Source organism: Paucibacter sp. KBW04, assembly GCF_003852425.1.
Classification (GTDB): Bacteria; Pseudomonadota; Gammaproteobacteria; order Burkholderiales; family Burkholderiaceae_C; genus Paucibacter_A.
This window is the reverse complement of record NZ_QAJN01000010.1, coordinates 21,831-34,395: the sequence shown is the minus strand read 5'-3', so window position 1 is coordinate 34,395 and position 12,565 is coordinate 21,831. Positions and strand designations below refer to the sequence as shown.

Annotated in this window: 7 protein-coding genes; 3 read left to right on the top strand and 4 right to left on the bottom strand. The window is 65.2% G+C overall.

The genetic code is table 11. From position 1 onward, the window contains the following. Positions 1-50: 50 nt before the first annotated feature. Both DBR47_RS12155 and DBR47_RS12150 read left to right on the top strand, forming a co-directional pair. The gene (locus DBR47_RS12155; protein WP_124450362.1) at positions 51-1,499 is read left to right on the top strand and encodes a DUF3138 family protein; all 1,449 of its coding nucleotides are present in this window, start codon (positions 51-53) and stop codon (positions 1,497-1,499) included. Between the two features lie 7 nt (positions 1,500-1,506). After that, positions 1,507-3,009 carry an aldehyde dehydrogenase gene (locus tag DBR47_RS12150; protein WP_124450360.1) on the top strand — a complete coding sequence of 501 codons (1,503 nt, stop codon included), beginning with the start codon at positions 1,507-1,509 and terminating at the stop codon, positions 3,007-3,009. On the opposite strand, the gene DBR47_RS12145 is transcribed toward DBR47_RS12150, so the two are convergent. The 3 genes from DBR47_RS12145 to DBR47_RS12135 all read right to left on the bottom strand — a co-directional run bounded on the left by DBR47_RS12145 (position 3,003) and on the right by DBR47_RS12135 (position 10,150). Beyond that, positions 3,003-7,190 carry an AAA family ATPase gene (locus tag DBR47_RS12145; protein WP_124450359.1) on the bottom strand — a complete coding sequence of 1,396 codons (4,188 nt, stop codon included), beginning with the start codon at positions 7,188-7,190 and terminating at the stop codon, positions 3,003-3,005. The genes DBR47_RS12150 and DBR47_RS12145 overlap by 7 nt on opposite strands. Then, the gene (locus tag DBR47_RS12140) at positions 7,187-8,611 is read right to left on the bottom strand and encodes a toll/interleukin-1 receptor domain-containing protein (RefSeq protein WP_124450357.1); all 1,425 of its coding nucleotides are present in this window, start codon (positions 8,609-8,611) and stop codon (positions 7,187-7,189) included. The genes DBR47_RS12145 and DBR47_RS12140 overlap by 4 nt, the downstream gene beginning before the upstream one ends. Before the next feature lie 180 nt (positions 8,612-8,791). Next, positions 8,792-10,150: a GH1 family beta-glucosidase gene (locus DBR47_RS12135; RefSeq protein WP_124450355.1), complete on the bottom strand. Its 1,359-nt coding sequence runs from the start codon at positions 10,148-10,150 to the stop codon at positions 8,792-8,794. Between DBR47_RS12135 and DBR47_RS25250 the strand changes: the two genes are divergently transcribed. Beyond that, positions 10,142-10,267, top strand: coding sequence for a hypothetical protein (locus tag DBR47_RS25250; RefSeq protein ID WP_255420777.1), 126 nt, complete (start codon positions 10,142-10,144; stop codon positions 10,265-10,267). The genes DBR47_RS12135 and DBR47_RS25250 overlap by 9 nt on opposite strands. Here the strand turns inward: DBR47_RS25250 and DBR47_RS12130 are convergent. After that, positions 10,260-12,518 carry an Ig-like domain-containing protein gene (locus DBR47_RS12130; RefSeq protein ID WP_124450353.1) on the bottom strand — a complete coding sequence of 753 codons (2,259 nt, stop codon included), beginning with the start codon at positions 12,516-12,518 and terminating at the stop codon, positions 10,260-10,262. The two genes, DBR47_RS25250 and DBR47_RS12130, sit on opposite strands and share 8 nt — an antisense overlap. Between the last annotated feature and the right edge of the window lie 47 nt (positions 12,519-12,565).

Sequence of the window (12,565 nt, the reverse complement as noted above, 5' to 3'; positions counted from 1 at the left end):
CTATTCAGCCCCTGTTCAGCCCCAAACACCACGACCCGCGGAGAAAACATATGAAGCAAATCGCCTCCTTGCACTCTCGCCCCCAGGCCAAGACCGCTGCCTTGTTGAGCCTATGCCTGGCCTTGGCCGCGGCCTACCCCAGCGCGGCCGTGGCCCAAAGCAATGAGGACTTGCTGAAAGAGCTGCGAGCCTTGCGCGAGCGGGTCGGCCAGCTGGAGGAAAAGCTCAAGGCCGTGGAGGCCAAGCCCGCCACCCCGGCGCCAAGCTCAGCCCAATGGGGCATGACCCAGCAACAGGTGCAGGACTTCAACCGCATCGCCGTCAAGACCGAGGCGCTGGAAGACGCTGTCGAGTTCCAAGGCTTGAAGCAGCTCAAGATCAGCGGCTATGCCGACCCCACCTTCATCTACAACAAGGCCCAGAACCGCGCCGGTGTGCAGTTCCTGAACCGCGTGTCCGACGACGGCTACAACTACGACAACAGCTATATGGGCGTGGCCAGCCTGGACTTCCAGAAAGAAATGGACGGCGGCACCAAATGGCGCCTGACCCTGATGCCCAATCGCGGCTCGGGCACCATCTCGGACAGCGGCGGCTTCTCCATCGTGCATGAGGCCTCGGTGAGCATCCCGCTGGGCGATCTGCAAACCCGCTTCATCGCCGGTCAAATCCCCGATTGGTCGGGTTATGAGTATGTGCAGCCCACCACCACCAAGCTGGTCACCCGCGGCCTGCTCTTGGACTTCACCGAACCCAGTGCCTACACCGCCGCTGGTTTTGACATCACCCGCGGCAAGTGGCAGATGAAGGCCGTGCTCGGCAATATGAACGCGACCAAGACCCCGCAAGGCTCTCGCTCCCCCATGCTGGCCTACCGGGTGGACTACGCCAAAGGCGAGTTCAACGGCTTCGGTTTCGCCGGTGTGCATGGCAAGGTGGCCAATTTCTCCGGCAATGTGCTGGACGGCAATGGCAATGTGATCAGCCAGCCCAACTCGCATCTGGATCTGTTCGAGGTGGACGGCTACTTCATCCGCGGCGACTTCACCGCCCAAGGCCAGATCGGCTTTGGCCGCCAGAAGAACGCCGCCATCAGCACGGCCGAAGACGGCAGCCTGCAAGACGCGCAATGGTGGGGCGTCTCCGGCCTGCTGGCCTATAAATTCATTCCGCGCTGGGAGGCTGTGGCCCGCTTCGACTACATCCAGAACAACAAGAATGGCGGCGGCTTGCTGGGCTACTCCAGCGCCGATGGCCGTAACGGCCTGGGCCCCGACCCGGCCCTGAACTGCAGCGCCGGCTATAGCGCCGATTGCAATAAGGGCGCGAATCGCTGGGCCCTGGCCCTGGGCTTCAACTACCTCTTCAACAGCAACACCACCATCAAGGCCGAGTACCGCCTGGATCAGGCCGATCTGCCCGTGTTCTACGATGTCAGCAGCGGTGGCTACACCAAGACCAATCACCTGCTGGGCACCTCCGTGGTCGTCAGCTTCTAAACACTTTATGAACTCAAAATCCCCTGCCATTGACTGGCACGCCCGCGCCGCTGCACTGCGCATCGATGGCCGCCCCTTCATCGGCGGTCAGCGCGTGAACAGCGTCGAAGGCCTCGCCTTCGACTGCATCTCGCCCATCGACGGCCGCAATCTGGGCCAGGTCGCGCGCGGCCAGGCCAGCGATATCGACCGCGCGGTGCAAGCCGCCCGCGCCGCTTTTGACGACGGCCGCTGGTCCGCCAAGCCACCGGCCGTGCGCAAGCGCATCCTGCTCAAATTCGCCGACAAAATCCTGGCGGCCAAGGAGGAGCTGGCCCTGCTGGAGACCCTGGACATGGGCAAGCCCATCCAGTACTCGCTGAGTGTGGATGTGCCCGCCGCTGCCCGCTGCATCGCCTGGTATGCGGAAGCGGTGGACAAAATCTACGACGAGATCGCCCCCACGGGTGCGAATGCCCTGGCCCTGATCCAGCGCGAACCCATGGGCGTGATCGGCGCCATCGTGCCCTGGAACTACCCCATGATCATGTCGGCCTGGAAGTTGGGCCCGGCCCTGGCCGCTGGCAACTCGGTGGTCTTGAAACCTAGCGAGAAATCCCCACTGACCGCGCTGCGCCTGGCCGAGCTGGCGATCGAAGCCGGTCTGCCCGAGGGCGTGTTCAACGTCGTGCCCGGCTTTGGCCACGAGGCCGGCGAGGCCTTGGCCCTGCATATGGATGTGGACGCGGTGGGCTTCACCGGCTCCACCCGGGTGGGCCGCAAGATGCTGGAGTACGCGGGCCGCTCCAACCTCAAGCGGGTGTACAACGAGCTGGGTGGCAAGTCGGCCTTTCTGGTCTTTCCCGACTTTGACGACCTGCCCCGCGCCGCCGCCACGGTGGCCGGCAGCATGTTCTTCAACCAGGGCGAGAGCTGCAACGCGCCCTCCCGCGTGCTGGTGCACGAGAGCATTGCCGATGAATTCGTCGCGCTGCTCGCGGCCGAGGCGCCCAAATACCAGGCCGGCGACCCGCTGGACGCCAAGACCGTCATGGGCGCTCTGGTGGACGAGGGCCAGCTGCGCACGGTGATGAGCTATATCGATTCAGGTCTGGCCGAGGGTGCTCGCGCCCTGGTGGGTGGCAAACAAGCGCGCAGCGAGAGCGGCGGCTTCTTCGTCGAACCCACGGTGTTCGACGGCGTGGCTCCTGCGATGAAGATCGCCCGCGAGGAAATCTTCGGCCCGGTGATGAGCGTGCTGCGCTTCAAGACCGAGGCCGAGGCTGTGGCCATGGCCAATGCCAGCGCCTACGGTCTGCAGGCCAGTGTCTGGAGCAGCCATATCGACCGCGCCCACCGCGTCGCCCGCGCCTTGCGCGCCGGCACGGTGCACGTCAACCAGTATGACGAGGACGATATGACCGTGCCCTTCGGTGGCTACAAGCAAAGCGGCAATGGGCGCGACAAGTCCTTGCACGCCTTCGACAAGTACACCGAGCTCAAGACCACCTGGCTGCGCATCAATCAGTAAGCACGCAGCTTGCGGTTCGTCACCTCGGCCAGCCAGTTCTTGTCGTCCTCGGTCAGCTGCAGCTGCTGGGCGGCGCGGGCCTTCAGCTCGGCCAGCGGCAGGACGCAGGCTTCGCAAGGGCTGATCAAGGCCGTGCCATCGTCTCCCACCGAGATGATGCTGCGCCCATTCGGGTGGAAGGCCGCCTGATTGACCTTGCCACGGTGCCGGCCCAGCAGGGCCGCCCGCTCAAAGCCGCTGCGGCTGTCCCAGACGCGGATGCTGCCGTCCGCGCCGGCCGTCACTACCGAGGCGTTGTCGGGGCTGAAAGCGGCCGAGCTGAGTGAGCTGCTGTGGCCGCCGCCCAGCAGGCGCGAAGGCAGGTCCTGCCGCGGCGGCGCATCGGCCGCTTGTTTGAGCAAGGGGCTCAGATCCCAGACCCGGGCCGTGCGATCGGCGCTGGCCGTCACCAGCATCTGGCTGTCGGGGCTGAAGGCGATGTCGCGCAAATCGCCCTGATGCCGATCCAGCCTGGCCAGCTCGCGGCCGCCATGCTGGCGGTCCCACAGCCGCGCCACGCCCCCCTCGGCCGTGGCGATCCAGCGGCCATCGGGACTCAGGGCCAGGCCCACGCAACTGCTGTCCCCGCACTTGAAGGCCAGCAGCGGCCGACCCGGCGCCTCGCTGCCCTGCTGCGCCAGGGCGGCGCTGGGCCAGAACTTCAGCCCGCCCTCCTTGTCCAGCAAGGCCAGCTGCGCCTGCGTCGGGTCGAACAAAGCCATCTGGCTGCCCTGCATCCACGCCGGCGCCAGCTTGCTTTGGCCCTCGCCTTCCAGCGAAAAAGTCCAGAGCTGGCGCTCGGAATAGATGTTGTACTGGCGCGAGAACACCAGGGCCTGCATGCCATCGGCCGAGAAATTGGCGGTGTCGGTGGTGTGGCTGATATTGCCCAGGCCGGCCTGCTCTTGGGCCGCTTGCTGGCGTGCCGAGCGCTTCATGGCGAAATGCTCCGAGGCCACGCCCTCCTCCAGGCCCTCGCCCACCCGTCCGGACAAGGTGCTGAAAGCGCAGGCCGCGCTGTCGGCACCGGCCTCGCTGCCGGTCTCGCCGCACAGCATGATCAGGCGCTCCGAGCCCAGGGCTTTGACACCGGGCGGCGTCAGGGCAAAGGAGATTTGTGGCCGCTTGCTGGCCATCAGGAGATGGGGCACGTTCAGGCGCCAGATGCGCAGGCTGCCGTCCAGACTGCTGGTGATGACGCGATGCTCGCCCCGGCGCTCATTCAACAAGGCACGGGTGATCAGATTGGTGTGGCCGCGCAGCTGGGCCAGGGCCACGGTCGAGCGGCTAGACCAAACACGCGCCGTGCCATCCTGGCTGGAGGCCACCAGCAACTCGCCGTCGACGGCCGAGACATCGAGGGTATTGACCCAATCATCGTGCCGACGCTCGTCATGCCGCTTCTCATGGCTCCAGAGATTGACCCGCCAGTCGGAGACGGTGAGCAGCAGATTCTTGTCGTCCCCCCGGTCCAGAAAGCGCAGCCGGCTGACGCTGCGCTCGTGGTGCATCTGATGCAGGCCGGCCTCGCCCCCGGCCAAGCTCCCGGCCGCCAGATCCAGATGCCAGACGCGGGCATAGCCATCATCGCCGGCGCTGGCCAAAAGGCCTGCTTGGCTGGAGCTGAAGACCAGCTCATTGATCGCCGCGCTATGGCCAAAGCTGGGGCTCGCCCGCTTGGCGCCTGATTTTTGCTGGCTCTGGCCGCCTATCCAAGCCGGGCCATCGACCTGATCGCGCCGCCAGACCATCAGCTGCCCCGCGCTATCGCCCGAGGCGAAGAAGCGCCCATCCGGCGTGTAGACCAGCGCCGTCACCGGGAAGTCACTGCCCGACTGCAGGCGCTGCTGCTGCGGCTGGGCACCGGGCCCGCCCAAGTCCCAGCGCGACAAGACGCTGGAGCCATCGGCATTGACGCAACTCAGCGCCAGTTCCGGCCACTTTGGATTGAGCGCCAGCACCCAGGCGACCGAGCCGGTGGCACACAAGTCCTGGCCTTGCACCGCGCCCTTGGCGTCCAGCAGCAACACCTCGCCTCGCAGACTCATCACGACGATGCGGCCATCGTCCAACAGCCAGGCCTGGCCCAGCTTGCCCAGCTGCTCGGGCAGCTTGACATGCAAGGCCTGCAACTCCTCGGGTTTGCTGCTGGCCCCGGCGGCTGCGGCCGCCAGCAGCGCTTCGTCCTCAAACACCCAGAGCTGGCGCTCGCCCGCCACCAGCACGCGTTTGCGATCGGGGCTGTAGCGCGCATCCAGCAAGGGTTCGGGGAAGTCGACGATGCGCTCGGTATGGGCCAGCTCCAAGGCGGCCATGGCGCGACGCAGGGCAAACTCGCCGCGCTCATTGCCGCCATCCTTGTTCACCGCCTCCAGGGCCAGGGCGGCACTGCGGGCGGGGTCTTGCGTGATCTGCAACAAGGCCCGGGCGCCCCATTCACGCGAGAGCGCCTGTTCATGCAAGGCCTTGCCATTGAGCGCGGCGGCCAGCGACACCCCGGTCACCAGCAAGGCCAGGCCGCGCAAGCTCCAAAGCATGCCTTGGGAGCGACGCTTTTCCTTGTCCTGCGCCTCGGCGCTCTTGTCCAGAAAGGCCTTGACCATTTGGAAGCGTTCCAAGGCCTCGGCCTCGCTGCCCCCGGTGCACAGGCGCACCCAGGCCGGATTGGGTCGGTTGCGCTGCAGCCAGTCGCGGGCGCGCTCCAGGCTGCGGCCATGCCATAACTCACCATTGGCCTCCTGCTGGGCGCGGGCATCGGCCACCAGGCGCAGCAAGGCAGCCTTGGCCTCGGCCTCGGCCAGCACCCAGGCGCGCAAGCGCGTCCATTGGCGAATCAGGCTCTCATGCGAGATGTCGATCACCGAATTGGCTTGCAAGACTTGGTCGGCGGCGGGCAGCAGAAACGCCGTGTCGCTGCGGCGGTAGCGCTCGATCACCGCCAGCACCTCGGCCTCGCCTATCGTGGCCCCGGCTGCCACGTCGCTGTCGACCAGCTTGCGCAGCATGCGGCCACGGCTGGGCCCAGGGCCTGGGTCGGCGCAGATGGCGCAGAGCTGGGCCAACTCGATGGGTCGCCGCACTTCGGTGCCCTCGGCCATGCGCTCGGTCAGCGCCCGAAACACCCGCTCCACCGCGCCGCCCGCATGGCCCAGGGGCCCCAGCGAGTCCAGCGCCTCGTCGGCATGGCGGGACAGCGCGTCCTGCGCCCCACCCACGGCCTCGTAGTCCTGCAGATCGATGGGGCGGCTGCCTGCACAATCGCGCGCCCAATGCTGCCAGCTGCGCGAGAGCGCATGTTGCATCACCGGCAAGTCGTCGAAGTCCGAGCTGACATCGCTCAGCAAGCGCTGCACCAGGCGGGGTGCAATCTGCGCGCCGCGCAAGGCCACCGGCTTGATGATGGCGTCCTTGCGCTGCTGGCGGTTCAGGCGCGGCACCAGATAGCCGCCCGCGCTGACCGCCTCGGCCAGGCCGGGGAAGTCGGCACAACCGCCCAAGGTATCGGAGCGCAAGGTCAGCACCACGCGGATGCGCGATCCCGCCTCCTCCACCGCATGCAGCAAGAGCTTGACGAAGGCGCTGGCTTCCTCGGCATCGGCCATGCGTTTGAAACGAAAAATCTCCTCGAATTGGTCCACCACCACCAGCACCCGCACCCCGGGCGGCAGTTGGGCCCGCCGCACCAGCTCCACCAGGGCCATGCCGCCCAATCGCAGCTGACCGTAGAGCGAGGCCTGACGGCGCTCGGCCGGGCTCAACTCATCGGGCGATGGCGCGCAATCCGCTGGGTTCGGATCCAGCCCGGGCTCCAGCACTGGAGCCAAAGCGCTGGCCAAGGCGGCGATGGGCTGGATGCCGGGGCGCATCAGCACGGCGCGCCACTCGGCCTCGTCCTCCTCCAGATGGCGGCGCTTGAGCTCGTTCAGCAGGCCGGCCTTGACCAGGGAGGATTTGCCACAGCCCGAGGCGCCCGACACCGCCACCAAGGGCTGCTGGGCCAGGCGTTCCAGCAAGGCCTGGATCTGACCCTCGCGGCCAAAGAATCGGTCGGCCTCGGTCGGCTCAAAGCTGCGCAGGCCGGGAAAGGGGTTGGCTGCCAGCAGGCGCTGCAGCGCTTCTGCGGCTTCAAGCGCCTCGCTCATGCCTCACCCCGACTCGAATTGCCATGACGCGCGTTTTGCACAAAGCCGGCCAGATCGGCCCCGGCCAACTCCGCCGCCGCCTCACGCAGCACCAAGGCTTTGGCGCTGAGAAAAGCGGCCTTCTCCGCGCTGGCCTCGCCCACGATGTAGACGCAGAGCGAGCTTTTTCCCAAATGCCCTGCTAGCTCGGGCAAATCAAGCAGGTCGTAAACCCATTCCTCGCTCTGCGCGCCCCAGAAGATCAGCGCCTGTGGGCAGGCTTGCAAAGTGCGCTGCAGACGCTCCAGGTCTAGCGGCTTGCTGCCGCTGAACTTGATGGGCCGGGGCTCCACGCCCAGTTTGTCGACCAAGCGGCTCTTCAGCGCGGCCAGGGCGGGCAGATCGCCGGTTTCCACCAGCACCGCCATGTCCAGGGGCAAGCGCGGCGCCTCCTGCTGGGGCTTGGGCAGCATGTCCAACATCTGCGTCTTCAGCTCTTCCAAGCTGCCTTGCAGATAGTCCACGCCCTCGTTGGCCAGCTCTTGCTCGATGAAGTCCACCAGGCCCTGCTTGTCGGGCGCGGTACTGGCGCCGGGCTGTATCCAGACCAGGGGTGGGCTCATGCCTCGGGCCTGCATGCGGGCATGGGCTAACTCCAGCTGCTGGCGGTCGCGCTGGGCCGTCTGTGGCTCCACCGACTCGCTGCGCGCCACCAGATGCACGGCCAGCAAGGCCTGATCCAGATCGGCCGTGATGCGCTGCAAGCAGTCATCGGCGTTCCACAAATACTCCTTCTCGGGCAGGACCAGATAGCCGCGCTGGCGCAGATCGCTGCGCAGGCGCTCGCGTTCCTGCGAAAGCTCAGGCCCCACCCTGGCCACAAACACCCGGCCCAAGGCCTGGCGCTGCTGCCGACCTAAGAGCTCCTCCAGCGCCACGGTGAGGTCTTGGACCATGCGGCTCATGCGTTCCCAGTAGTCGTCGGAATCGCGCTTGGGGTCCAGCTCGCGCCAGCTATTGGCCTCCTGGATGAAGAACTCATGATGGCCGATTTCGCGCAACTCGGCCGGCAATTCGTCCTGGCTGCGGCTGGGGTGTTTGTAGATGGGAACGAGTTTGCAGCTGTCCCGCCCACCCACGGCTTTCAAGCGGCCGAGAAAGCGATCCAGCTCCTTGCGGCATTCGTCGCTGTCAAAGTAGGTGCGCGAGATCAGGGCCAGGAAAATGCCGGTGGACTCCAGGGCCTCGGCAATCTCCTTGCGCCAGGTTTCGCCGGAACGCAGCTCGGCGGTGTCCCGCCAGATTGCCACATCGCCGACGCGGTCGCGCAGTTCCGAGCGCAGATTGCTGCAAAAGCTATCGACCCAACGGTCGGGCGAATCATTCGCCGCGCGCCGATAACTGACAAACAGATCGTTCTCGTATTGCGGCAGAAAACTCATGGGCAAACTCCCGAACAATGCGCACAAGACTCAGCTCAGGGCGGCCCGAGTCCAGCGATGTTCGAGGCCACCATGGGCGAGTATCGCCCTTGCCTGCTGATTGACAAGGCAAGACGGGCCGGCAGCCCACATTGTTCAAGCCCCAAGCCAGGGCCTGTCCCTAGGCTTGAGGAAGGGCCCTCAGGTCTGCAGGGCCCGCCACTGCGAAAGAAAGGCCCGGTACCAATGGGCGCTCAGCTTGGGGGTGCGCTTTTGGCTGCTGTAGTCCACATGGACGATGCCAAAGCGCTTGGCATAGCCCGAAGCCCATTCGAAGTTGTCGAGCAAGCTCCACACCATATAGCCCGCCATGGGCACCCCTTGTTGAAGCGCCGCGGCAACGGCTGCGATGTGCTCAGCGATATAGCGCTGCCTGTCCACATCATGGATCTCGCCCTGCCTCATCTCGTCGGCGAAAGCACCGCCGTTCTCGGTGATGAAGGTGGGCGGCAGCACATAGTCTTTGTGCAGGCGCAGCAGCAGATCGCTCAGGCCCTGGGGGTAGATCTCCCAGCCCATCTCGGTCAGGGGCAGGCCGCTCTTCTTGACATCAAAGCTCTTGTCGGCGCTGGCCATATGACGGGAGTAGTTGTTGATGCCCAGAAAGTCCAGCGGCGTCGCAATCGCCGCCATATCGCCCGCCTGAACCTGGGGCACGTCCGCGCCTAGATGAGCCCAGATGTCCTCGGGGTAACTGCCGCGCAGCAAGGGGTCCACATACCAGCGCAGCAAACAGCCGTCGTCCAGCACAGCCTGCGCACGGTCTTCGGGCGTGTCGGTGGCCGGATAGGTGTGCGAGAGATTGAGCACGATGCCCAGATCGGCCCGGCAGCCCTCGGCCCGCAGGGCTTGCAAGGCAAGGCCATGGCTGAGCAGCAGATGGTGGGTGACCTGCATGGCGGTGGCCCGGCTCTTCAAGCCAGGGGCAAAAATGCCTTGTTCATGGCCGAGCACAGCGATCACCCAAGGTTCGTTGTGCGTGGTGATGGCGGCGACGCGATTGCCCAGCCAGCGGTGCATGCCCAGGGCGTACTCGACAAAATGCGCCACCGTGTCGCGGTTCGCCCAACCGCCTTGGTCTTGCAAGGCCTGGGGCAGATCCCAGTGATTCAGGGTCATGGTGGGCTTGATGCCACGCTGGATCAGGCCGTCGACCAAGCGGTCGTAAAAGGCCAGGCCCTTGGGATTCCAGGCTCCCGAACCCAGGGGCTGGACCCGCGGCCAGGACACCGAAAAACGGTAAGCGCTGACGCCCAAAGCGGCGATCAAGTCCAGGTCTTCTTCCAGGCGATGCACATGGTCGCAGGCCACATCGCCATTGCTGCCGTCGGCAATCGCACCGGGCTGGCGGCAAAAGCGATCCCAGATCGACTCGCCCTTGCCGTCCTCCTGGGCGGCACCCTCGATCTGAAAAGCACTGGTGGCCACGCCCCAGACGAAGTCGGGCGGAAACCGGCGGGCGAGATCCAGCAAGCTGCTGGTGGAAAACTCATGGCTCATGAAATTGGCCCGATGCTGATGTCGGGCTTTGAATTGAAAGAAGAAGAAAAAGAGGAAAAAGGGCCGGGCTCGAACTCCCCGATCGAACCTGGCCAGCGGGATCGACGATTTAGTTGAAGGTGATGGCGCCGCTCACATTGACCGTGGTCGGGTAGACCGCTGGGCTTACCCCGGCCTGGGGCACGGTGAGGTTGGCACCGGTCTTGGGGCTCGAGCCCAAGGCCGCCGTACCGCCATCACCTTCAAAAGTGATGCTGACCACCTTGGCGCTGGCCAGGGCAGCAGCCGCCGTGCTGATGGACGTGCCGCAGTTCTGGATCACATTGAAGGAGCTCAGCGGAATCGAATAGGCGGCCGTCGCACCCGTGCTGTTCGAGGGCGTGACCACCGCCAACAAGGTGATGTTGCAGGCGGCCGGGGCGCTGGCACTGCCGACGTTGTAATACTTGCCCATGATCATCTTCACCCCGAAGTTCTTGGTGGCGCTGGCCGCCCACTCCGGGTTCTGGTTGAAGTTGAAGTTGAGCTTGGTCTGGCCGCTGATGCTCAAGCCTCCGACCGTGTCACCCGTGGTGTTGAGCGCAGCGACACCCGGGCCTTGCACCGCCAGGCCAACGTACAGACCCAAGCTCGCTGGGTTAGGCGAGGTCTGGTAGTACTGGTAGAAATTGCTATTGGCCGTGCCGTCGTTATTGCCGCCATTGCCGCACCAGGACGGGCCGCCGGTGCAATTCCAGCCATCCAAATCGCTGCCGGAAAAACCGTAGTAGGCACCGCCTTCATTGGTCAGATTGCCGGCCTTGAAGCCAGACGAGAACACCAGCGTGCCGGTGTTGACGGGGGCGACTGCGACCGGGTACTTGAGTTCATCAAAGTAGTAGGTCCCGGCGCCATGGGGCTTGGGGTCGGAGGTGGCGAAGTCCGGGAAGATGCTGACCATGTTGTAGCTAAGCGCCGCGTCATAAATGCCACTGGCGTGCGGGAAGCTGCCCGCGTCGCCTGTGCCCAAGGCCGCGTAGTCGAATGTGAGGGTCTCCCATTGATTGGCCACCGTCGTCTTGGCAGCGATCTGGAAGTTCTGCCCCGAATTGGCGCTGTTCTCAAATTTCAACAAGACCACCCGACCGGCTGCCGGTGAGTAGACCCGCAGCGTCACGAGCTTGCTGCTGCCAAACACCAACGCGGGCATGGCGCTCGCGGGCTTGACGGTGGCGCCTGCCCAGCCCGGATCACCCGCGGCCACGACGAACTTGGCCACATCGTTCGCCGGTGTGCTGGCCACCGGATCGCTGGCAAGGCTGGCCGTCAGTGCGCCGCCAAAGGGCGCGAAGCCCATGCCAGACTCCGAGAAGGAATAGCACTGCAGACCGCTTGCGCTGGTGCAGCTGCCCGTGTTGCCGCTGGGCTGCACCGTTTGGTAGTTCAGCTCGTCGATCAGATAGCTGGTATCGGCCGCGACCTTGGCACCAAAGTGGGGGAAGATGCTGACGCGGTTATAGGTCTTGCTGGCATCGAAGCTGCCATTGCTGGGGTTGGCGAAGTCGAAGGTCAGGGTTTCCCAATCCGCGGCCACCGTGGTCTTGACCTGCGATTCCATGAAGACCGAGGCATCGGCGGCGTTCTCCACCTTGAGCATCATCACCTCGCCCACCGCGGGCGAGTACACGCGCAGAGTGACTTTTTTGTTGCTGGCAAAGGCAAACTCCGGCACCGTCGCAGCGCCCGTGCCGCTGGGGTCGACCGTCGCGCCGGCCCAGGTCTCGTTGGCCGCCACTTTGAGCAGCTTCACCAGCTTGTTGCTGGCCAGGGCCGGATCGGTGATGACGCTGGCATCCAGGCCACCAAAAGCCACCATGGCCATGCCGGCGGCCTCAAAGCCTATGCAGGGTGCGGCGGTGCAGTTGCCGGTGGAGCCCGGCGTTGGCGGCTTGGTGTTGTAGGCCTGGCTGAATTCAGCGCTGGTGCTATTGGTATTGCCGGCGGCATCTTGATAGGCCAGGGCCGGAACCGAGACCTTGATGCTGCCGGCCGAGTTGGGCGTGGGCGTCACCACCAGGGTGGCGGTGTTGGTGTCTTTCATGAAGAACAAACCCTTGCTGCCGCCCGTCACCACGATGTCGTCGGCGCTGAAGCTCGTACCCACCGATTCATTGAAGCTGAAGGTGAAGGTCACATCGCCGGTGGCTGTGCTGCCTGCGGCACTGCTGCTGATGCTCAGCACCGGGGCGATCGTGTCGGCACCCGGCGCTGCAGGAATCACGGTGGACGAACCGGGCGGCAAGGCATCTCCTCCGCCGCAGGCCGAAACCAGCAAGACCAGGCCGAGGCTCAGCAAAGACAGGGGGAAGTGCTTGGGTGCGGAAGTCATGATTTGTCGTCCTATTGTTTTGAGGTTCAGTTGAAGCGCGCTGCGGG

Bases quoted from the DNA above. Each gene is read 5' to 3' on its own strand.
- DBR47_RS12155 (WP_124450362.1), top strand. From the start codon at position 51: ATGAAGCAAATCGCCTCCTTGCACTCTCGCCCCCAGGCCAAGACCGCT.
- DBR47_RS12150 (WP_124450360.1), top strand. From the start codon at position 1,507: ATGAACTCAAAATCCCCTGCCATTGACTGGCACGCCCGCGCCGCTGCA.
- DBR47_RS12140 (WP_124450357.1), bottom strand. From the start codon at position 8,611: ATGAGTTTTCTGCCGCAATACGAGAACGATCTGTTTGTCAGTTATCGG.
- DBR47_RS25250 (WP_255420777.1), top strand. From the start codon at position 10,142: ATGGCTCATGAAATTGGCCCGATGCTGATGTCGGGCTTTGAATTGAAA.
- DBR47_RS12130 (WP_124450353.1), bottom strand. From the start codon at position 12,518: ATGACTTCCGCACCCAAGCACTTCCCCCTGTCTTTGCTGAGCCTCGGC.
- DBR47_RS12135 (WP_124450355.1), bottom strand. From the start codon at position 10,150: ATGAGCCATGAGTTTTCCACCAGCAGCTTGCTGGATCTCGCCCGCCGG.
- DBR47_RS12145 (WP_124450359.1), bottom strand. From the start codon at position 7,190: ATGAGCGAGGCGCTTGAAGCCGCAGAAGCGCTGCAGCGCCTGCTGGCA.